At 59.5% G+C, this 19,850-nt stretch carries 19 protein-coding genes; 14 read left to right on the top strand and 5 right to left on the bottom strand.

Annotation, left to right across the window (positions count from 1 at the left end; all coding sequences use genetic code 11):
* The first annotated feature begins 118 nt into the window (after positions 1-118).
* The 13 genes from purM (at position 119) to OIL77_04440 (ending at position 12,249) form a co-directional block, all read left to right on the top strand.
* Complete coding sequence (gene purM / locus OIL77_04500; protein ID HJI44679.1) at positions 119-1,222, top strand: phosphoribosylformylglycinamidine cyclo-ligase; 1,104 nt, start codon at positions 119-121, stop codon at positions 1,220-1,222.
* Complete coding sequence (gene purN, locus OIL77_04495; protein HJI44678.1) at positions 1,212-1,910, top strand: phosphoribosylglycinamide formyltransferase; 699 nt, start codon at positions 1,212-1,214, stop codon at positions 1,908-1,910. The genes purM and purN overlap by 11 nt, the downstream gene beginning before the upstream one ends.
* Before the next feature lie 275 nt (positions 1,911-2,185).
* Positions 2,186-3,652, top strand: coding sequence for a putative DNA binding domain-containing protein (locus OIL77_04490; protein ID HJI44677.1), 1,467 nt, complete (start codon positions 2,186-2,188; stop codon positions 3,650-3,652).
* 30 nt (positions 3,653-3,682) lie between these two features.
* On the top strand, positions 3,683-4,150 hold the full coding sequence (locus OIL77_04485; GenBank protein HJI44676.1) for a PTS sugar transporter subunit IIA: 468 nt from the start codon (positions 3,683-3,685) through the stop codon (positions 4,148-4,150).
* A gap of 224 nt (positions 4,151-4,374) precedes the next feature.
* Positions 4,375-5,598: a peptidylprolyl isomerase gene (locus OIL77_04480; GenBank protein HJI44675.1), complete on the top strand. Its 1,224-nt coding sequence runs from the start codon at positions 4,375-4,377 to the stop codon at positions 5,596-5,598.
* Between the two features lie 54 nt (positions 5,599-5,652).
* The gene (locus tag OIL77_04475; protein HJI44674.1) at positions 5,653-6,096 is read left to right on the top strand and encodes a GatB/YqeY domain-containing protein; all 444 of its coding nucleotides are present in this window, start codon (positions 5,653-5,655) and stop codon (positions 6,094-6,096) included.
* A gap of 217 nt (positions 6,097-6,313) precedes the next feature.
* Positions 6,314-6,784, top strand: a complete 471-nt coding sequence (gene tnpA, locus OIL77_04470) for an IS200/IS605 family transposase (GenBank protein HJI44673.1) — start codon at positions 6,314-6,316, stop codon at positions 6,782-6,784.
* A gap of 347 nt (positions 6,785-7,131) precedes the next feature.
* Complete coding sequence (locus OIL77_04465) at positions 7,132-7,854, top strand: amino acid ABC transporter ATP-binding protein (GenBank protein ID HJI44672.1); 723 nt, start codon at positions 7,132-7,134, stop codon at positions 7,852-7,854.
* An 8-nt stretch (positions 7,855-7,862) separates the two neighbouring features.
* Positions 7,863-8,738, top strand: coding sequence for a transporter substrate-binding domain-containing protein (locus OIL77_04460; protein HJI44671.1), 876 nt, complete (start codon positions 7,863-7,865; stop codon positions 8,736-8,738).
* 25 nt (positions 8,739-8,763) lie between these two features.
* Complete coding sequence (locus OIL77_04455) at positions 8,764-9,510, top strand: amino acid ABC transporter permease (protein ID HJI44670.1); 747 nt, start codon at positions 8,764-8,766, stop codon at positions 9,508-9,510.
* 3 nt (positions 9,511-9,513) lie between these two features.
* Positions 9,514-10,152, top strand: a complete 639-nt coding sequence (locus OIL77_04450; protein ID HJI44669.1) for an amino acid ABC transporter permease — start codon at positions 9,514-9,516, stop codon at positions 10,150-10,152.
* 171 nt (positions 10,153-10,323) lie between these two features.
* Entirely contained in the window at positions 10,324-10,947 is a 624-nt protein-coding gene (locus OIL77_04445; protein HJI44668.1) for a cytidylate kinase-like family protein, read from the top strand.
* A gap of 186 nt (positions 10,948-11,133) precedes the next feature.
* A complete protein-coding gene (locus tag OIL77_04440; protein ID HJI44667.1) occupies positions 11,134-12,249 on the top strand; it encodes an AAA family ATPase in 1,116 nt (371 codons plus the stop codon).
* Between the two features lie 165 nt (positions 12,250-12,414).
* On the opposite strand, the gene OIL77_04435 is transcribed toward OIL77_04440, so the two are convergent.
* Positions 12,415-13,191, bottom strand: a complete 777-nt coding sequence (locus tag OIL77_04435) for a LuxR C-terminal-related transcriptional regulator (GenBank protein ID HJI44666.1) — start codon at positions 13,189-13,191, stop codon at positions 12,415-12,417.
* A 215-nt stretch (positions 13,192-13,406) separates the two neighbouring features.
* Between OIL77_04435 and OIL77_04430 the strand changes: the two genes are divergently transcribed.
* Positions 13,407-14,891 carry an LPXTG cell wall anchor domain-containing protein gene (locus OIL77_04430; GenBank protein ID HJI44665.1) on the top strand — a complete coding sequence of 495 codons (1,485 nt, stop codon included), beginning with the start codon at positions 13,407-13,409 and terminating at the stop codon, positions 14,889-14,891.
* Positions 14,892-15,218: 327 nt separating this feature from the next.
* Here the strand turns inward: OIL77_04430 and gltA are convergent, their stop codons facing one another.
* From gltA to OIL77_04410, 4 genes are all read right to left on the bottom strand, one after another.
* Positions 15,219-16,628 (bottom strand): NADPH-dependent glutamate synthase, encoded by a 1,410-nt coding sequence (gene gltA, locus OIL77_04425; protein HJI44664.1) that lies wholly within the window; start codon positions 16,626-16,628, stop codon positions 15,219-15,221.
* The gene (locus tag OIL77_04420) at positions 16,619-17,458 is read right to left on the bottom strand and encodes a sulfide/dihydroorotate dehydrogenase-like FAD/NAD-binding protein (protein ID HJI44663.1); all 840 of its coding nucleotides are present in this window, start codon (positions 17,456-17,458) and stop codon (positions 16,619-16,621) included. The genes gltA and OIL77_04420 overlap by 10 nt, the downstream gene beginning before the upstream one ends.
* A 359-nt stretch (positions 17,459-17,817) precedes the next feature.
* Positions 17,818-18,447 carry an aminoacyl-tRNA hydrolase gene (pth, locus tag OIL77_04415; GenBank protein ID HJI44662.1) on the bottom strand — a complete coding sequence of 210 codons (630 nt, stop codon included), beginning with the start codon at positions 18,445-18,447 and terminating at the stop codon, positions 17,818-17,820.
* A gap of 242 nt (positions 18,448-18,689) precedes the next feature.
* Entirely contained in the window at positions 18,690-19,676 is a 987-nt protein-coding gene (locus tag OIL77_04410; GenBank protein HJI44661.1) for a ribose-phosphate pyrophosphokinase, read from the bottom strand.
* Positions 19,677-19,850 lie beyond the last annotated feature (174 nt).

The following is a 19,850-nucleotide window of genomic DNA, read 5'->3' as shown; positions in this document are numbered from 1 at the left end:
ACCTGCTGTTTTGTTGATATGACGGCGTGTGCTGTTATGGCGCGCGCCGAAATGAATGCAACTATGAGCACCGTTTGGCGCCCGCGCGGCGCCACGGTAGTGGGAGAGGAAGGCTCAGATGAGCGACAGCAAGCATGTGACGTATGAGGATGCCGGCGTCGATACCGCTGAGGGCGGCCGCGCCGTCGACGCGATTAAGCAGATGGTCAAGGACACCAATCGCCCCGAGGTTATCGGCGGCATCGGCGGCTTCGGTGGCCTGTTCTCGGCCGCCGCGCTTAAGGATATGGAAGACCCGATCCTGATCAGCGGCACCGACGGCGTGGGCACCAAACTCGTGCTCGCCCAGATCATGGACCGTCATGAGACGGTGGGCCAGGACCTGGTCGCCATGTGCGTCAACGACATTTTGGCCTCGGGCGCCGAGCCGCTGTTCTTCCTGGACTACGTTGCCATCGGCCATATTGAGGCCGAGCACATGGCAAAGATCATCAAGGGCGTGGCCGACGGCTGCAAGCTCGCGGGCTGCGCGCTCGTGGGCGGCGAGATGGCCGAGCACCCGGGCGTCATGGCCCCGGCCGACTACGACCTCGCCGGCTTTACCGTGGGCGTCGTCGATCGTCCCAAGATGCTCGATCCCGCGAACGTCCGCCCCGGCGACGTGATCTTGGGCCTGCCCTCCACCGGCGTGCACTCCAACGGCTACTCGCTCGTGCGCAAGGTCATCGGTGTCGACGACATCAAGCCGGGCACGCCCGAGGCCGCCGCTAAGGCCGAGGAACTGAGCCGCCCGCTCGAGGAGCTCGGTGGCGCTTCGCTGGCCGACGCCCTGCTGGCTCCTACGCGCATTTATGTGAAGCCGATTCTGGAGCTGCTCCGTGGCGGCTCCAACGTTCACGCCATCGCCCACATCACCGGCGGCGGCATCACCGAGAACCTCAACCGCGCGCTTGCCGACGACGTCGACGCCGTGGTCACCCGCAACGGCGCCGAGATGGGCTGGGACGTTCCGCCCGTCATCACCTACGTGTCGCGCCAGGCCGAGCTCGCGCCCAACGAGGCGTGCAAGACCTTCAACATGGGTGTTGGCTTGTGCCTGATCGTTGCCCCCGAGGACGAGGCCGCTGTGACCGAGGCTCTGGTCGCGCTCGGCGAGAAGCCGTTCCGCGTGGGCGAGTGCGTCGAGGGTTCCGGTAAGGTCGTGTACTCCGATGAGCGCTAACGAGCAGATGACTGCCGCCGATGGCCTGGGCTTTGTGCCCTACACCCGTCCGACCGGCACCGATACGGCCGAGCCGCTCAAGATCGGCGTGCTCATCAGCGGTTCGGGTACGAACCTGCAGGCGCTGATCGACCTGATCGCCGCCGGCAAGCTCAACGCCTCGATTGAGCTTGTGGTGTCGAGCCGTCCTTCGGCTAAGGGTTTGCAGCGCGCTGAGCGCGCGGGCATCCAGACGCTCACGCTGTCCAAGGATGTCTATGCCGACCCTATTGCCGCCGACGAGATCATCGCGCACGAGCTGCTCGAGCGCGGCTGCGAGTACGTGGTCATGGCCGGCTACATGCGCATGGTGCACACGCCGCTGCTGGCAGCATTCCCCAATCGCGTGGTCAACTTGCATCCGGCGCTGCTGCCGAGCTTTACCGGTGCGCATGCGATTGACGACGCCTTTGCGCGCGGCGTCAAGGTGACCGGCGTGACCGTGCATTTTGCCAACGAGATTTACGACAACGGTCCCATCATCGCCCAGCGCGCGCTGGCTGTTGAGGAGGGTTGGGATGTCGACACGCTCGAGGAACACATCCATGCGATCGAGCACGTGCTGTATCCCGAGGTCGTGCAGATGCTCGCCGACGGCCGCGTTCACGTGCTGGAGAGCGGCAAGGTCGCCGTGGATCCTGTGAAATAATTACCCGCTTGTAAAGGCGGTTAGGCACATCGAAGACGCCTAACCGCCTTTTTTATTGCGCTTTATGTTGTTTGATTTAGCTGGAATTGAATGGGCTGCTCTTCTTGCCTGTCAATTACAGTAGTCGACTCTCATGTGGAATGCCGAGCTTCCGGCATGAGATTATCTGGGAAAACGACCAGAAAACTTGGCCTTCGGCTTCAAATTGCGCATAATTCTATTTATCATCTATTTAACATTTTGTTATCAAAAATGAGCGCAAGGAGGCTGGCTCAATGGGTGAAGCAGATGGCATGGAGCTGATTTATTCACTCGTCGGTTATCCTGATGAAACCGAGTGGCTTGAATTTAAAGAAGGCAATAGCGATCCCGTTAGAACGGGGCGTGACATCTCGGCGCTTGCCAATGCTGCCGCTTACTGCGGCCGCGCATATGCCTATAAGATCTGGGGCGTGAGCGACGGTACGCATGAGCTTGTGGGCACCCAGTTCAACCCATATCACGCAAAGGGTAAGGGAAACCAAGAGCTTTTGATGTGGCTCAAGCTTGCGCTCTCAAACAATGCGAATTACGAGTTTGCGGTTATTGATCATGAGACAAAGCACTTTGTGGTGCTGAAAGTGCACGCCGCGAGCGCTCAGCCGGTCTATTTTGATAAGACAGCCTACATTCGAGAGGGCTCTTCGACGGCAGAACTGGTTCCCGGTAGTGCACGAGAGGCGGAGCTGTGGCGTCGCTTACAGTCAGGGAACGCGGAGCTCGCTGTAGTTGAGAGAGATCTGACATCTCGAGAGGTCGCCGAAATACTAGATGTTGATGCGTATTTTGAGTTGTGCAGATTGAGAAGACCTGTCGATTTGGACGGAGTGATGCTTGCTCTTTGTGAACAAGAGCTGATTCGTCGTCAAGATAACGGCCGATATAGTGTGACGCGCTTGGGAATGCTTCTGGTGGGAAAAAAGGTCTCTCGCTACCCGGAGCTCAGGAAACGCATGCTGCGAATCGTGCGATATGCGGGAAAAGGCAGTTTTGACATTGTCGGGGATACTGAAATCGACAAGGGCTACGCTTTGGCGCTTCCACAGGCTGAACAGCTGGTCATGTCGATGATTCCGGCTGTTGAGGCACTGGATGGCGCATTTCGACGTATTCAGACGGCTTATCCTCAAAGGGCGATTCGCGAGTTGCTATCAAACGCCGTGATTCATCAAGACATTGCTGACAATACGGCGGGGCCTCTTGTTGCGATTTACGACAATCGCATTGAGTTCTCTAATCCCGGGACAACGCTTATTCCGGCAGAACGAGTGCTCAACGCTCAGCCGAAAACGCGAAATTCGATGATGGCGTCCCTCATGCGCCAAATGGATCTTTGCGAAGAAGGCGGTACGGGCTGGGATTTAATCGTAGATTCGCTCGAAAAAGCCGGCATGCCTTCACCGGTTATCAAGAGTGAGGGCGGGCTGGGAACGCTCGTGACACTCTATTGCGACTGTCCGTATACTCGAATGAAAAAAAGTGAGCGAAAAAACGCCGTGTACTGGCATGCCTGTCTTTTGTATGCCCAAGGTGAGTCGATGAGCAATCAGTCGCTGCGAGAGCGTTTTGGACTTTCCGATGAAAAGAAAAACACGGTGGCGATGTCTCGTCTAATCAAAGAGTGTCTGGAAGAGGCATTGATAAAGGAAGAGGACGAGGACGCGGGTTCCAAATACAAAAGGTATATTCCGTATTGGGCCTAAAGACAGGGAATGAAAAGAAGGAGGCGGCTTATGTCTGGTAATAACGAAGCGCTGTTTACGCCTGAGCTGGTGTTTTTTGATTGGGAGTGTGCGACGTCGGATGAGGTGTTTGCGCTGCTCGAGAACGAGCTCGCCCCGCGCGGCTACATTGCCGAGGGCTGGCTTGACGCCGTCCGCACGCGCGAGGATGCCTATCCCACGGGGCTTGCCATGCCGGCTGCCAACATTGCCATCCCGCATACCGACCCGGGGTTTGTGTCCAAGCCCTATATCGCGGTGGTAAAGCCCGCCGCACCTGTGGCGTTTAACGCCATGGCGGGCATGGGCGCTCCGGTGCCGGCGCAGATCATCATCAACTTAGGCATTTCCGAGCCGGGCGGTCAGGTCGAGGCGCTGCAGGCGCTCATGAACATCTTTATGGATGCCGACGCCGCAGCCGATGTACTCGGCCAGACCACGCCCCAGGGCATGGTCGACGCCATCCGCCGTCACTTCTAAGGTCGGGCTAAGGTGGCACCCGGGGACACTCCTTTTCTGCCGGCAGTTAGGGACAGTCCTCAAGTGCCGGCAGAAAAGGAGTGTCCCTAACTGCCAACTGTCAGGCCTGTCCCCTTTGCACCAAAATGGTGCAGATTAACCTGTCCCCAATGCACCAAGCGTGTCGTGGGGGCTGCGTTGTGACACAATGGCGTTTGTTCGATTCGTTTTGTGAAAGGCCAAATATGGCAAACAAGAAAAAGAACCCCGAGGCCGCGCCGACACCCGAGCAGCAGGCTCGTGCCGCCTCCAGCTCTCGTAAGAAGCAGCGTAAGATCTACGTGTCCAAGACCGTCAAGATCGTTTTGGTGGTCATCGGCGTGCTGGCGATGCTGCTTTCCGTCTCGGCGATGGCGTGCTCCGGCCTGATGTCGCAGACCGAGGACACCGGTACGGGCTACAAGCTGACCGGCGGCGTGGCTGCCACCATCAACGGCACCAACCTCACCGAGGACACCGTGACCAAGCAGATCATGAGCATGCGCACGTCCTACGGCTACACCAAGGACGAGGACTGGGCACAGTACCTGGTCGACAACGATCTTACGCCCAAGAAGTACCGCAAGCAGCTCATCGATTCCTATACGCAGCAGATTCTGCTTCAGCAGGCACAGAAGGAAAACGGCGTGACCGTCTCGGACGAGGAAGTCGAGAAGGCTTGGAAGGACGCATGCAAGAGCGCGGGCGGCGCCAAGACCTTTAAGGAGACCCTCAAGACCTACGGCTACACCGAGGACACCTACAAGGATTCGCTCAAGGAGAGTCTGGCGCAGCAGAAGCTCAAGGACGCCGTGGCACCCACCAGCAAGCCCAAGGACAGCGAGATTGTCGATTACATCAACGAGAACCTGTCCAGTTACAACGACGCCCGTCGTTCGTCGAACATCCTGATCAAGGTCGATTCCGATGCGTCCGACGAGGACAAGGCTGCCGCCAAGGCCAAGGCGCAGGAGTGCCTGGACAAGATCAACTCCGGCGAGCTGAGCTTTGAGGACGCCGTGGAGCAGTACTCCGAGGACACCGGTTCCAAGGAGAAGAAGGGCGACGTGGGCTGGGACAAGCTCACCACCTTCGTCGACAGCTACCAGACGGCGCTCGAGGGCCTCAACAAGGGCGACGTGAGCGATGTGGTCGAGTCGACGTACGGCTACCACATCATCAAGTGCACCGACTACTTCCACGTCGATAACCAGGTTGATGACATCAAGCAGGTGCCCAAGGCCATTAAGAAGTATGTCTCCAACGTGGTGAAGACGCAGGCGGCCAGCACCGCATACAGCGAGTGGCTGGAGCAGTATAAGAAGGACGCCGACATCACCGTTAACCCCATGCCCAAGGACGTGCCGTATAACGTCAGTCTGAAGGGCGTCACCAAGAGTTCGACCGACGATTCGTCGACGACTGAGTAATCATGGGGCGGTGCTCGCGTGAGTGCCGCCCACGCTATTGAGGAGGATTTGCAGATGACCAACGAAGAGCTGCAGAAGGAAATGATCGCGGCCATGAAGGCCAAGGACAAGGTCCGCCTGTCCATCATTCGCCAGGTTAAGGCCGAGGTGAAGAACATCGAGGTCAACGAGCGCCGCGATGTGACCGAGGAAGACGTCAACAGCATGATCAAGCGTCTGATTAAGCAGACGAGCGAGACACTGGAGATGTCCATTAAGGCCGGCACCGACCAGGAGCGTACCGACAACCTGACCGAGCAGGTCAAGATTCTGGAGAGCCTGCTGCCCGCGCAGGTTTCGGGCGAGGAGCTCGAGGCCCTGATCGAGCAGGTTATCGCCGAGCTGGGTGCGACCTCCAAGAAGCAGATGGGCCAGGTCATGGGGGCACTCGGCAAGGCCACCGGCGGCAACTTCGACAAGCCTGCGGCAGCAAAGATTATCGGCGGCAAATTAGCGTAAGGTGCAATCGACAAACAGCTGATAGTGAGGGGCACGACCACGTGGTCGCGCCCCTTTTTGCTAAAGGCTTTAGCCTGTGCGGGGCGCGCAGCGCGCCGCATCAGAAACCACCCGCTATGCGGGTGGGGCCAAACGGCTTTACAAAGCCGCCCCCTCGCCGGACACTTGCGATTGTTCAGGCCGCAAGGAATCCGAGTCGAGAGGGCGGTGGTGGCGTATGGCCCAGAAGGCCTACAGCCTGTCGCACACGAAGTGGATGTGCAAGTACCACGTCGTGTTCACGCCGAAGTATAGGCGCAAAGTCATCTACAACCAAATAAGGTCCGACCTTGGGGAGATCTTCAGGAAGCTCTGCCAGTACAAGGGGATAGAGATCATCGAGGGGCACCTGATGCCCGACCACGTCCACATGCTGCTGGCGATACCGCCGAAGTACAGCGTATCGAGCGTGATGGGCTACCTGAAGGGGAAGAGCTCGCTGATGATATTCGACAAGCACGCGAACATGAAGTACAAGTTCGGCAACAGGAAGTTCTGGGCCGAGGGCTACTACGTGTCCACGGTCGGCCTGAACGAGGCCACGATCGCGAAGTACATCCGGGAGCAGGAGAAGGCCGACATCGCGCTCGACCGGCTGAGCGTCAAGGAGTACGAGGACCCCTTCGGCAGGGGGCCGGGGCGTAAATAGCGCCGGTTTGACCGGCCCGCCACGGGTCAATCTGCAGTGCGGCCCGAACCCCGTGAGGGCCGGCGCCTTTAGACGCGTGCCGGAAATCCAAGGGTTATACCCTAAGAGCAAACCACCCCTTTTAGGGGTGGTTTTGATTTGGGCGATGAAGGGCGTCCCCCGCTACTCATTGGGGACAGACTTAAATGAGTACCCCATGAGCGGGCACTCATTTAAGTCTGTCCCCAATGAGTGGGTGAAAGGTTGCGGGTTCTTTACGGGAATGTAGTGTGGGCTGCGGAAACGTGGTTCTTTCCGTACAATAGTGCAATTCGTGTAAGCGCAGGAAAGGGACATTCATGGCAGACATGATCGAGATCAAGCATCTCAACAAGTACTTTGGCGACCTGCATGTGCTCAAAGATATCAATCTCACCGTCAAGCGCGGCGAGAAGCTCGTAATGATCGGGCCTTCCGGTTCGGGTAAGTCGACGCTCATCCGTTGCGTCGATTATCTGGAGGAGCCCACGTCGGGCGAGGTCGTCATCGACGGTACGCCGCTCACCAAAAAGAACCACCTGGAGATGGCTCGCAAGTATAGTTCCATGGTGTTCCAGCAGTTCAACCTGTATCCCAACATGACGGTGCTCGGCAACCTGACGCTCGCGCCCATCAAGCTGCAAAAGAAGAGCAAGGAGGAGGCGACCGAGATTGCCATCGCCGCGCTCAAGCGCGTCGGCATGGCGCATAAGGCCGGCGAGTATCCGCAGAATCTCTCGGGTGGTCAGCAGCAGCGCATTGCCATCGCCCGTGCCCTGTGCACCAAACAGCCCATCATCTTGTTTGACGAGCCGACCTCGGCGCTCGACCCCGAGATGGTCCAGGAAGTCCTGGACGTTATGATTGAGCTCGCGCAGGAGGACATCACCATGATCTGCGTGACGCACGAGATGGGCTTTGCGCGCCAGGTGGCCGACCGCGTCATCTTTATGGAGGACGGCCGCATTCTGGAGGAGGGCACGCCCGAGCACTTCTTCGATAACCCCGAGAACCCGCGCTGTCGCGAGTTCCTGTCCAAGATTCTGCACTAGGCGCGGTGATGGACATGACGGATATGACGAGGGCGGCTGTATCGCGCCGTCACTTTTTGCAGCTGGCGGGCGCCGGTATGCTTGCGCTGACGGGGGCCGCGCTTACCGGTTGCGGCAACTCCGCCAGCGGCGAGGGCTCCGACAAGGGGTCCAAGCTTGCGGCCATTAAGTCGCGTGGACATCTGAATGCCGGCGTTAAGAAGGACGTTCCCGGTTACGGCTATTACGACACCGCCAAGGGCCGCTTTGAGGGCATGGAAGTCGATTTGTGCTACCAGATCGCCGCTGCCGTCTTTGGTGTGAGCTACAAGGATGCTCGCGCCCAGGGGCTAGTCGAGTTTACCGACGTAACGCCCAAGACGCGCGGCCCGCTGATCGACAACGGCCAACTCGACGTGGTCGCGGCGACCTACACCATAACCGACGAGCGCAAGAAGAGCTGGGATTTCTCGACGCCGTACCGCACCGACTACGTGGGACTCATGGTCAAGAAGCGTTCGGGCTTTACCTCGATTGAGGACCTGGACGGCAAGGTCATTGGCGTGAGCCAGGGTGCCACCACGCAGGGCCTGATCGAGCAGATGATCAAGGACAACGGCTTTAGCTGCAAGCCCGAGTTTAGGGCCTTTAGCGGCTACCCCATCATCAAGAGTTCGCTCGACGCCGGCAATATCGACGTCTTTGCCATGGACCGCTCCACGCTGGCCGGTTACATGAACGAGACCGTTGAGCTGCTGCAGCCCGAGGTCAAGTTTGGTGAGCAGGGCTACGGCGTGGCGACCAAGAAGGGCTGCGACCTTTCGGCCGTGGTCGATCAGGTGATTTGCGATCGCCTGGCCGACGGCTGGCTCGACCAAGAGGTCAAGACCTGGGGTCTTGTATAGGCGCATCGTCCAAGGAAGGAATCAAATGCTCGAAGGATTATTTGACGCCGACCGTTGGTCGACGACATTCCAAAACATGGGGCCCTTCTGGGAGGGCTTTGGCGTGACGCTGCAGGTGGTCGTTGCCGGCCTGCTGCTGTCGCTGGTGCTGGGCACGCTGCTGGGTGTGTTCTCTACCACTCGCTCGCGCGTGCTGCGCGCCATAAGCCGCGTGTACGTGGAGTTTTACCAGAACACCCCGTTGCCCGTGCAGGTGCTCTTTATGTACATGGCCGGTCCGCAGTTTTTGCAGGCCATAACTGGTGCCGATCAGCCGGTGCGTATCGCGCCGTTCATGCTGGGCTTCTTGGGCGTGGGCCTGTATCACGCTGCCTACATTTCGGAGGTCATCCGCACTGGTATCGAGGCGGTTCCGCGCGGTCAGATGGAGGCGGCCCAGAGCCAGGGCTTCACCCGCGCGCAGGCGTACTGGTACATCGTGCTGCCCCAGACGTTCAAAATCATTCTGCCGCCGCTGTGTAACCAGGCGCTCAACCTGGTCAAGAACACGTCGGTGCTGGCGCTTGTGGCCGGCGGTGACCTTATGTACCGTTCCGACAACTTTGTAAGTCTGTACGGTTACCTGCAGGGATACATCGTCTGCTGCCTTATGTACTTCATCATCTGCTTTCCGCTCGCCATGCTGGTGCAGTGGCTCGAGCGCCGCTCCAAGGAGCGTCCGCGCGGTGTGAGCCTGGCCGAGCTGGGGCTCGACAACGTAGAGGAGGCCTAGCGCATGGAAATCTTCAACGCGACCAACCTGCTCTACATCTGGGGCGGCTTTGTTAAGACGATCGAGATCTCGGCGCTGTCGATCTTTTTCTCGCTCATCTTTGGCACGGTGCTGGCGCTCGTTAAAAGCTATGCGCCCCGTCCATTCCGTATTTTGGTGAGCGCCTACATCGAGCTGTTCCGTTGCACGCCAAACCTGCTGTGGATCCTGTTTATTTACTTTACGGTGCAGGGTTTGGACATTGTGATTTCGACCATCGCCTTTACGCTGTTTACCAGCGCCGTTATGGCCGAGATTGTGCGCGGCGGCCTCAATTCGATTCCACGAGGCCAGTTTGAGGCAGCGCAGAGCCAGGGCTTCGGCTTCTTTGCCACCATGCGCTACATCATTCTGCCGCAGACGTTTAAGACGATCATTCCGGCGCTGTTTAGCCAGTGCACGACTGTCATCAAGGACAGCTCGTATCTTTCGGGCATTAACGTGGCCGAGCTCATGTACACGGCAAACGTCGTGATGGCCCACGCGATCGACCTGTCGCAGGTGCTTATGCTCTACGGCCTGGTGTTTGCGATGTACTTTGTGCTCAACTTTGGTATCTCGCTGCTGGTGAGGGCGTATCAACGCCGCATCGTAGCCGCATAGTCCTGCTTCCCCAAGCACGGCACCTTGCCCCTCAATCGTCGCTTGCGTACATTTAGTACGCGGCGCTCCTCTTTCGGGGCAATCTGCCGCACTTGGGAAACCAGGACGGTCGTAAGTGACAAAATGGGAATCAGGAATCGCCTATTTCTCATTTGTTAGAAAGGAATCGCGATGAGCGATCTGGAGAATAAGAAGAATCCTGTGGTCATTACCATCGCGCGCGACTTTGGCGCCGAGGGCCACGAGATTGGTCGCATGCTTGCCGACGAGTTGGGGATTCCACTGTACGATAACGAGCTGCTGGTGCGTGCGTCGCTGCGCGCGGGCGAGTCGCTCGACAAGATGGCCGCCTACGACGAGCGTCTGGCCGTGGAGAACATGGCGTTTCTGCCCGACCGCTACGATGCGCGTTCGTACTCGGATAAGTTGTTCCAAAAGATGAGTCAGGTGATTTTGGATCTGGGCGAGACCGAGAGCTGCATTATCGAAGGCCGCCTGTCCGATTACCTGCTTCGCAACAATCCCAACCACATTGCCGTGCTGGTGACCGCTCCCTTTGAGGATCGCGTCGAGATCGTGCGCAAGAAGCGTGGCCTTAACAAAAAGAAGGGCGCCAAGCTGGTCAAACAGCAGCAGAAGGCGCGCGAGGCATTTTACAAGCGCTACAGTGCCGGAAAGTGGAAGATGACGAGCGGCAAGGATATCGTTGTCAATCGCGCCAAGTTGGGACGCGAGGGTTGCAAAGACGTTATCGCCGCTGCCTACCGCTACAAAGTGGCGCAGCTCGAAGGCTAGCCGATCAAAACCACCGCAAAGGGGACAGCACCTTTGTGGTGGTTTTTTTTAGGTAGAGAAAGTCAACTGGTTCTGCCGTGGCCGATCGCTCAAAGAACTCAAGGATGCTCAAAAAACTCAAAGATACTCAAATAAATTATAGATAGTAGGGGCATAATTAAGTTATATGAGTTAAAGGGAGGCTTTATGGCGGCACCGACGGCGTACAGGCAGGCAAATCCATTCACGCCGATGTTCGGACGTGTACCGGCGTATATGGCCGGCCGTGAGCAAATCATCGATGATATGGTGCTGGCGTTTGAAAATGACGACTCCGATCCCAATCTTTGCTCGGTTTTCTATGGTGCGCGTGGTACAGGTAAAACGGCGCTTTTGGCATATCTGTCGTACCGCGCCCAGCAAGAGGGCTGGATTACAGCGAATGTGACGGCCTCGGAGGGGATGCTCGAAGACATTTTGCAGCGCCTCAACGAATCAGCCGCCCATCTGATCGAAAAGCCCGCTTCTAGGCGTGTGAACAGTGTCGGCATTGCCCCCGTAGGAAGCATGAGCTGGGAAAACATCGATGTTGAATTTGAGGGCGCTAACTGGCGTACTAAGATGAACGCTTTGTTTGCTCAGCTTGAAGCGACTGACACCGGGGTGCTTATCGCCGTTGACGAAGTGGATGCATCGTTTGCGCAAATGACGGAGCTTGTTACTACCTACCAGCACTTTGTAAGCGAGAATAAAAAGGTAGCTTTGCTTATGGCGGGGCTGCCGTTTCGCGTGCTGGCGCTGCTGACGGGGAAATCGACATCGTTTCTTCGTCGCGCGGCTCAACATTCGCTGGGATCAATTTCACCGACTGAGGTAAAAGAAGCGTTTCGACTAACGATTGAGGACGGCGGCAAGACGATTTCTGATGAGGCGATCGACCTCGCTGCCAAGGCGATCGATGGTTTTCCATTTATGTTCCAGTTGGTGGGGTATCGGGCATGGAATGCTTCGCGCCAAGCCTCCGAGGTTTCTATTGAGGATGTCGAACGAGGCGCGAAACTTGCGCAAGAGGAGCTGGAGTCGCGAGTTTTCGCTTCAACAGCGGCGGAACTTTCACGAGGGGACCTTGAATTTCTTCGTGCAATGAATCCGGTTGGGACGACGACCAGGCAAGAGCTGGCAGCGAGGCTTAAGAAGAGTTCCGGTTCGATTTCAACGTATAAAAAGCGTCTGGTAGAGGCTGGGGTAATTGAAGAGCCTCTACAAGGACGTTTTGAGTTTGCATTGCCAGGCTTTGGCCGATATGTCGCATCGCTTTACTAGAGGGTCGTTGCTGCGAAGGATCGCTTCGTGTCCCTTTACTGTCTCGATCTGTAACAATAAGCCTGCTTTTAGGGGCCTATCTGTTACAGACTGAGACAAACTGGCAGAGTGGCCTTCTGCTCCGCTCAAACCACCGCAAAGGGGGCCTTTGTGGTGGTTTTTGTTTTAGGCAGAGGGGAAGGCTTTGGCGAGACCGGCGCGCGTCTGCGTGTCGGTCTTTTGGTAGATAGAGCTCAGGTGGCGCTGTACCATGCGCATCGAGATGCCGAGTTCCTCGGCGACCTGCTTGAGCGGGCGTTCATCCTGGGTCACGGCTATGAGCACGTCGACTTCGCGCGGGGTGAGAGCGTGGTCGGCGATGAAGGCCTGGCGTTGCTCTTCGATGGTGGGGGCGGCGAGTGCTTCTTTTGCCAGTTGCTCGCGCTCGCGCTCCTGCTCGGTTTGGGGCAGGCGAAACAGGCCGGCTGCCACGAATGCCGCGCAGGCGGCGACGAGCAAAACGAGCGCGCCGATCATAATGAGGGCAACGTTGTCCGAGGTTACGAGAGCAAGCGAGAGGCCCGATGTAGTGAATGCGCATACATTGTTGGCGGCGCGTCCCATGCCGGCCCAGAGGGCGGGCGCATGCATGCGCGGTGCCAGCTGTGTAAAGGTGGCGGTAAAGAACGTGACAAAAAAGCCCGAACTCAGATAAAAGACGACAAGGCCCAGGTTGGGATCGGCGCCGGCCTCCACGGCCAGGATGGAAATGGTCGAGAGCACGGCGATGCCGAGCATGACAAGTCCCATGTAGCGGCGCTCGGCAAGGTCAAAGATAAGACCGGCGGCAAGGCCGCTTGCCGCCAAAAAGAGGCGCGGCCAGGTTTGCACGGCAATGGTGCCGTGGGCGTTGGAGAGTGTGACCACGTTGTCGAGGGTCGAGAACAAGCAGGCAAGAATCATGACGAGCGCGATGCTCCAGCATGACTGTTTGGCGAGGGCATGAGAGGGCTCAATAAAGGGATTGATGGCAGGCCTTTCGGGGGGGCGCTTGGCAATCGCATGCTCGTTGCCTTTTGCGCTGGCAGGTGCGCCACATGAGAATTTGTGCCCCGGGATCCGGATATCTTCCCGTAACATGGTGTTACAGAAGCACCCCTTACGACAAGGAGGCTCACATGCGAAAGCAAATCCATGACAACCCAATCGACCACGACCGCGCGTGCGCTCTCTCCCACGGAACGTGGCGTCGCGTGGGCGCCAAGCTCGCCTGCGCGGGGGCTTGCGCGCTCATGGTCGGCCAGCTGCTGCTACCGAGCGTGGCACTCGCCGCCGACTGGGTCAACGTGGGTGGCACGCAGTACAACAGGGGCACGGCCGCCGGCGACGAGGCCGGAACGTGGTCCTGGGACGGCGCCGACGACATGAAGCTCAACGGCTACGACGGCGCCGGCATCAGTGCTCAGGGCAACCTCAATATCGGCGTGACGGGCGCCAACACCGTAACGGCCGATTCCTTGCGGAGCGCTATCGAGGTCAAGGACGGCAACCTTGCCATCACGGGGGAGGGAACCCTCAACGCGACGGCCGGGACCGATACGATAGCGGTTTCGGGGGACGGCAAGACCGGCGGCGACATGGACATCCGCGGTGCCAACGTTAACGTGACGGCAACGAACAAAGCGCCTCATACCATCGGCATTCACACGCGGGCAGGCAACATAACCATTAACGAGGGCGCCGACGTCCACGTCGAGGCGGAGGCGAATGGGGGGCTCAACGCCGTTGCAGTCTATGCCGAAAACATCTCCTCCGAGCATGGAGGATGCATCGCGGTGGATAACGCAAAATTAGATGCGGCGGCGCGCAATGGATGCAGTGTGTCGGTCGCCCTGTATTCGTCCGGGGGTAAGGATACATATTTGAGTGTTACCAACGGAGCGGATGTTACGCTCGTGGCGAGTGATAGGGCCGACGTTTTGGATGGTGTTTGGATGCGCGCGGGGGACGGCGTGTCGCGGGTGCTCGTCGAGAATTCGAGCCTTACAGTTCGATGCGGTGACGGAACTGGCCACAGTCGTAAACATGGCTACGGAATATATTCCCAGTCCGGCTCCCAGTCCGCCATCCCTCGAATTGACATCATTAATTCAAATGTTGAGGTGTCGGGTAATGCGGCGGCAATCTACGCTGTCAATCAAGGTGATGCAGCCCCTTGTCTCTCAATTGATGGCGGATCGGTAGTTGCGACTCCCGCCGGCGGCACTGTGCGAGAAGCTACGGGAAACGGACTCGTCATCGGTGTTCCCGGGTCGTCTGTCATCCAGGACATTAGAACTTCCGACGAGGTCGCCCGCAGCGTGGTAATCAGCTCCGGAGATGCGGTCGAACCCGAGCCCACCCCGCAGCCTGAGCCCACCCCGGCCCCCACGCCACAGCCGGGCGGCGGCAGCGGGACCGCCGTGCCGTCCGTGACGCCGACTCAGGCGAGTTTCACGGCTGCTGCCTCCAAGCCGGCCGCGAAGGCCACCGCTGCCCAGAAGTCCGTGGGCACTCTGGCCGCCACGGGCGACAACGCCGCGACGGCGGCCGCCGCCCTTGGCATCGCCGGCGCAACCGTTGCCGCTGCCGGCATCGTCGCAACCAAGTGCCGCAAGCGCTAGGCTTTTGGTGGCAGCGCCCATTCTCGGCTTTTACAAAATCTCAATCTGTAACACCAAACCTGATAGTTGGGCTCTAGGTGTTACAGATTGAGACGAACTGTTCAGCCGCTAACCTAACGTCTCGATCTGTAACACGTAGCGAGGAATTTGGTCTCTAACTGTTACAGATTGAGACAAACGTCGGAATCGGTTCGCCGACCAGGCCCCCAACCACCACAAAGGTGCCTGTCCCCATCGTGGTGGTCGGGCGGGCGGCGTAGAAAAAAGTCCCCGCCGGGCGTGTGCTCGACGGGGACTTTGCCGTTTGGTGGCTAGTGCTGTAGGTGATTACTCGCCCAACAGGCTCTTGGTGATGGAAGCGGCGGCCTTCTTGCCGGCGCCCATCGCCAGAATGACCGTAGCGGCACCGGTGACGATGTCGCCGCCAGCCCAGATGCGGGGATCGGTGGTCTGGCCGGTCTCCTCGTCGGCGACGATGTAGCCCCACTTGTTGAGCTCCATCTTGCCGCCGATCTTCTTTGCGAAGGGGTTGGCGTTGGTGCCGATAGCCGAAATAGCGACGTCGCAGGGGATCTCCTCGATGGCGCCCTCGATGGGCACCGGGCGACGACGGCCGGACTCGTCGGGCTCGCCGAGTTCCATCTTCTGGACCTTGACGGCGCACACGGAGCCGTCCTCGCCAGCGACAAACTCGAGCGGGGAGACGAGCGGCAGAACCTCGACGCCTTCGGCCTTAGCATGGTGCAGCTCGGCGCGACGGCAGGGCATCTCGTCCTCGGTACGACGGTAGGCGATGATGGCATGCTCGGCGCCCAGGCGCTTGGCGGTACGGACGGCGTCCATAGCCACGTTGCCGCCGCCAAAGACGACGACGTTCTTGCCGTGCTTGGTGGGGGTGTCGTACTCGGGGAACTTGTTGGCCTTCATCAGGTTCACGCGGGTGAGGTACTCGTTCGCGAAGAAGACGTTGGGCAGGTTCTCGCCGGGGACGTTGAGGAACTTGGGCAGGCCAGCGCCGGTCGCCACGTAGATGGCGTCGAAGCCCTGCTCGAACAGCTCCTCGGCCGTGGCCATGTTGCCCACGACGGAGTTGTACTCAAACTTGACGCCCATGTCCTCCAAGCCGTCGATCTCGCGCTTGACGACTGCCTTGGGCAGGCGGAACTCGGGGATGCCGTAGACCAGCACGCCGCCGCCGGTGAAGAAGGCCTCGAAGACGGTAACGTCAAAGCCGTTACGGGCGAGCTCGCCGGCGCAGGTGATGCCGGACGGGCCGGAGCCGACGACGGCGACCTTCTTGCCGTTCTTGGGGGCCATCTTGGGCGTGGAAGCGAGCTCGGGGCGGTCACCCAGGAAGCGCTCGAGCTGGCCGATGGCCACGGGCTCGGACTTCTTGCCACGGATGCACTTGCCCTCGCACTGGTTCTCCTGCGGGCAGACGCGGCCGCAGATGGCGGGAAGCATGGAGTCCTCGCGGATGGTATCGAGAGCGCCGCCGAAGTCCTTCGCGCGGATCTGCTCGATAAAGCGGGGAATGTTGATGTTGACGGGGCAGCCCTCAACACAGAACGGCTTCTTGCAGTTGAGGCAGCGCTCGGCCTCGGCCAGCGCCATCTCTTCGGTGAAGCCCTTGTCGACGGGGCGGAAGTCGCAGGCGCGCTCGGCAGCCGGCTCCTCGTTATCGGGGGTGCGGGGCGACTTCATATCGGCAACGAAACGACCGTTAACTAGTGGCATGCGCAGCTCTTTTCCTCATAGGCCTTGAGGGACTCGCCCTCTTCGGAACGGTAAGCGGCCTGGCGGGCACGAAGGTCATCCCAGTCGACCAGGGTGGCATCGAAGTCGGGGCCGTCGACGCAAGCGAACTTGGTCACGCCGCCCACCTCGACGCGGCAGCAGCCGCACATGCCGGTGCCGTCAACCATGATGGGGTTGAGCGACGCGGTGATGGGGGTGTCGTACTTCTGGGCGGTGAGGGTCGAGAACTTCATCATCGGAACGGGGCCGACGCAGAAGACCTGGCTCACGGCCTTGTCCTGCAGCAGGCGTTCCAGCGGAGCGGTGACAACGCCCTGCTCGCCGTAGGAACCGTCATCGGTAGTGATGTGGATGTGGTCCTCGTCGAGGAGCTCGCGGAACTGGTCCTCCATGAGCAGGAGGTCCTTGGTGCGGGCGCCCATGATGGCGTGCACCTCGTGACCGGTCTCGACCAGGTGCTTGGCGACCGGGAAGGCAATTGCCAGGCCGACGCCGCCGCCAATGACAGCGCAGGGGCCCTCGGCCATCTCGGTAGGAACGCCCAGCGGGCCCACGACGTCGCGCAGCGACTCGCCGGCCTCGTAGGTGGACAGCATCTCGGTGGTCTTGCCGATCACCATGAAGATGAACTCGACCCAGCCCTCGTCACCGTTCCAGCCGGCCAGGGTAAACGGGACGCGCTCGCCCGTCTCGTTGGCGCGGACCATGAGGAACTGTCCAGCGTGCGCATGCTTGGCGATTGCAGGCGCCTCGATGCGGAACTTGAACACCTTCTCCGAGAACTGCGTCTTCTCCAGGATCTTATACATAGAACCCCTCTCTTGTTAGGGCCGCCGAACCGTGCCTCCACGGAAATGGACGGTAGCCCGAATAAAACCGTACGCGCACAGGCGTTGTGCAGACATACGGTGCAAATTATACCCTCATGGACATGTCGCTTACGTGTGTCTTTGGCAGGCGGGAAAAGTGACCTGCCATTTAGGGACAGGTTTATTTTGGCAGGTTTTATCAGGCAAAACGGCAAAGGGGGCCGGCCTCGCGCATCGGTGAGGCCGGCCCCCTTTGGAGCGTTGCGTATGTATGGCGGCACAGGGTTTATTGCGACGCGGCTGCCGCGGCGTTTCCGCATATAAAACCTGCCAAAATAAACATCCCTAAATGGCAGGTTTTAGTGCTTGCCGTTGGCGGAGGCGGCGCCGTTGACGTGATCGCGGGCGTAGATTACGCCGTGGACGATGGCCAAACCGGCGGCATCTGCGGCGCGGACGCAGGTGTCCTGGAAGTCCTCGGCCTCGCGGGCGCGCAGCTGCTTGAGCACGTAGTCGGCCACGGCCATCTTGCCGGGAGGGTTGCCGATGCCGGTGCGGATGCGGCTGAAGTCGCGGCTGCCCATCTTGTCGATGATGGAGCGCAGGCCGTTGTGGCCGGCGTGGCCACCGCCTACCTTGACGCGTACGTCGCCGGCGGGAATGTCGAGCTCATCATGGACCACGAGCAGCTCCTCGGCCTTGATCTTGTACTCGCGGCAGAGCTTGGAGATGGGGCCACCCGAGGTATTCATATACGACTGCGGCTTGACCAGCACGATTTGGCGCTTGCCGCCCTCTTCCTCGGCATCGTTGATATTGATGAGCGCGACCTCGGCGCCTGCCTGGTTTTTCCAGTACGTGACGCCGGCCTGACGGGCCAGCTCATCGATCGCCTTAAAGCCGGCGTTGTGACGGGTCTCGGCATATTCCTCGCCCGGGTTGCCAAGCCCGGCAACCATGCGAATCTTAAGCGGCTGTGCAGCTGCCATGTTTGTCCTCCGTTACGTAAATAGTTCAATCAACGACAAAGGCTACCACGCCCGCCGAGGGCGAGGAAAGGTTGCAGCAAAGTCATTTCAGAAAACAGCTGCCCCGAGACAGCAGGAAGCCCCGGACACGCCGGGAGGGGTTATCAAAGCGAACATCCCGCAGCCGCAAAGCGGCGAGGACGTTCGCGTGATAACCCCGCAGGCGTGTCCGGGGCTTCCGGAGGGATGCGAGGGTCGAGCGACTACAGCGCGAAGTCGCCGCCGACGAGCGTGGAGACGGGCTCCTCGTGGTAAACGGCGGAGATGGCCTGAGCGAACTCCTCGGCGACCGAGATGGTCTTGATCTTGCCGCCGACCTCGACGGGGATGGCGTCGGTGACGACGCACTCGACGATGGGGGCGTCGTTCAGGCGCTCGATGGCCGGGCCGGAGAAGATGCCGTGGGTTGCGCACACGTAGATGTCGCCGGCGCCCATGGCCTTGAGCTCCTTGACGTTGGCGCACAGGGTGCCAGCGGTATCGATCATGTCGTCATTGATGATGCAGGTCTTGCCCTTGATGTCACCGATGATGCCCATGACCTCGGCGGCGTTGTGGCGCGGACGGCCCTTGTGGGCGATGGCCAGGTCGCAGCCGAGCATGTCGGACAGCTTCTTGGCAGCCTTGGCGCGGCCCACGTCGGGGGAGACGACAACCAGGTTGTCGGTGTCGAAGTGCATGTCGTTGTAGTACTGACCAAACAGCGGCAGTGCGGACAGGTGGTTAACCGGGATATCGAAGAAGCCCTGGATCTGACCCTGGTGTAGGTCGAGGGTGATGATGCGGTTGACGCCGGCGCGCTCGAGCAGGTTGGCGACGAGGCGGGCGGTGATGGGCTCGCGCGGGCCGGCCTTGCGGTCCTGGCGGGCATAGCCGTAGTGGGTGATGACGGCGGTGATGGAGCGGGCGGATGCGCGCTTGGCAGCGTCGGTGGCGATGAGCAGCTCCATGAGCATGTCGTTGACGTTGCCGCCGGCCACGGACTGAATCAGGAAGACGTCGGCGCCGCGGACGGTCTCGTCGTAGCGGGCGTAAATCTCACCGTTGGCGAACTGCTTAAGCGTAAGGCCCGAAAGCTCGACCCCAAGGTACTCAGCAATCTTCTGAGCGAGGGGACGGTTGGAGGAACCGGAATACACGCGGATGGACTTGCGCATATTCTCCGACTTCTCGGGATCATTAATCGGCATTACCCTTCTCCTTTATACATCGAATGCCATATAGATGCCTTGTTGCATTGTAACCGCGCGGCGGGGTTTATCGAGTCTTGATAACGTCTTTACCGCCAACGGACACGAACCGACCACTCATCCGGTCGCGCAGGTCACGATAGAAAAAGGAGCCGTCCCCATGGAACAGCTCCT

The organism is Coriobacteriaceae bacterium (genome assembly GCA_025993015.1).
Taxonomy (GTDB): domain Bacteria; phylum Actinomycetota; class Coriobacteriia; order Coriobacteriales; family Coriobacteriaceae; genus Collinsella.
The sequence above is the reverse complement of the archived record's forward strand: the minus strand, read 5'-3'. Positions and strand labels throughout refer to the sequence as shown.

Excerpts from the sequence above, each read along its gene's own strand:
- purM (HJI44679.1), top strand. The coding sequence starts at position 119 with ATGAGCGACAGCAAGCATGTGACGTATGAGGATGCCGGCGTCGATACC.
- purN (HJI44678.1), top strand. The coding sequence starts at position 1,212 with ATGAGCGCTAACGAGCAGATGACTGCCGCCGATGGCCTGGGCTTTGTG.
- OIL77_04490 (HJI44677.1), top strand. The coding sequence starts at position 2,186 with ATGGGTGAAGCAGATGGCATGGAGCTGATTTATTCACTCGTCGGTTAT.
- OIL77_04485 (HJI44676.1), top strand. The coding sequence starts at position 3,683 with ATGTCTGGTAATAACGAAGCGCTGTTTACGCCTGAGCTGGTGTTTTTT.
- OIL77_04480 (HJI44675.1), top strand. The coding sequence starts at position 4,375 with ATGGCAAACAAGAAAAAGAACCCCGAGGCCGCGCCGACACCCGAGCAG.
- OIL77_04475 (HJI44674.1), top strand. The coding sequence starts at position 5,653 with ATGACCAACGAAGAGCTGCAGAAGGAAATGATCGCGGCCATGAAGGCC.
- tnpA (HJI44673.1), top strand. The coding sequence starts at position 6,314 with ATGGCCCAGAAGGCCTACAGCCTGTCGCACACGAAGTGGATGTGCAAG.
- OIL77_04465 (HJI44672.1), top strand. The coding sequence starts at position 7,132 with ATGATCGAGATCAAGCATCTCAACAAGTACTTTGGCGACCTGCATGTG.
- OIL77_04460 (HJI44671.1), top strand. The coding sequence starts at position 7,863 with ATGGACATGACGGATATGACGAGGGCGGCTGTATCGCGCCGTCACTTT.
- OIL77_04455 (HJI44670.1), top strand. The coding sequence starts at position 8,764 with ATGCTCGAAGGATTATTTGACGCCGACCGTTGGTCGACGACATTCCAA.
- OIL77_04450 (HJI44669.1), top strand. The coding sequence starts at position 9,514 with ATGGAAATCTTCAACGCGACCAACCTGCTCTACATCTGGGGCGGCTTT.
- OIL77_04445 (HJI44668.1), top strand. The coding sequence starts at position 10,324 with ATGAGCGATCTGGAGAATAAGAAGAATCCTGTGGTCATTACCATCGCG.
- OIL77_04440 (HJI44667.1), top strand. The coding sequence starts at position 11,134 with ATGGCGGCACCGACGGCGTACAGGCAGGCAAATCCATTCACGCCGATG.
- OIL77_04435 (HJI44666.1), bottom strand. The coding sequence starts at position 13,191 with ATGATTCTTGCCTGCTTGTTCTCGACCCTCGACAACGTGGTCACACTC.
- OIL77_04430 (HJI44665.1), top strand. The coding sequence starts at position 13,407 with ATGCGAAAGCAAATCCATGACAACCCAATCGACCACGACCGCGCGTGC.
- gltA (HJI44664.1), bottom strand. The coding sequence starts at position 16,628 with ATGCCACTAGTTAACGGTCGTTTCGTTGCCGATATGAAGTCGCCCCGC.
- OIL77_04420 (HJI44663.1), bottom strand. The coding sequence starts at position 17,458 with ATGTATAAGATCCTGGAGAAGACGCAGTTCTCGGAGAAGGTGTTCAAG.
- pth (HJI44662.1), bottom strand. The coding sequence starts at position 18,447 with ATGGCAGCTGCACAGCCGCTTAAGATTCGCATGGTTGCCGGGCTTGGC.
- OIL77_04410 (HJI44661.1), bottom strand. The coding sequence starts at position 19,676 with ATGCCGATTAATGATCCCGAGAAGTCGGAGAATATGCGCAAGTCCATC.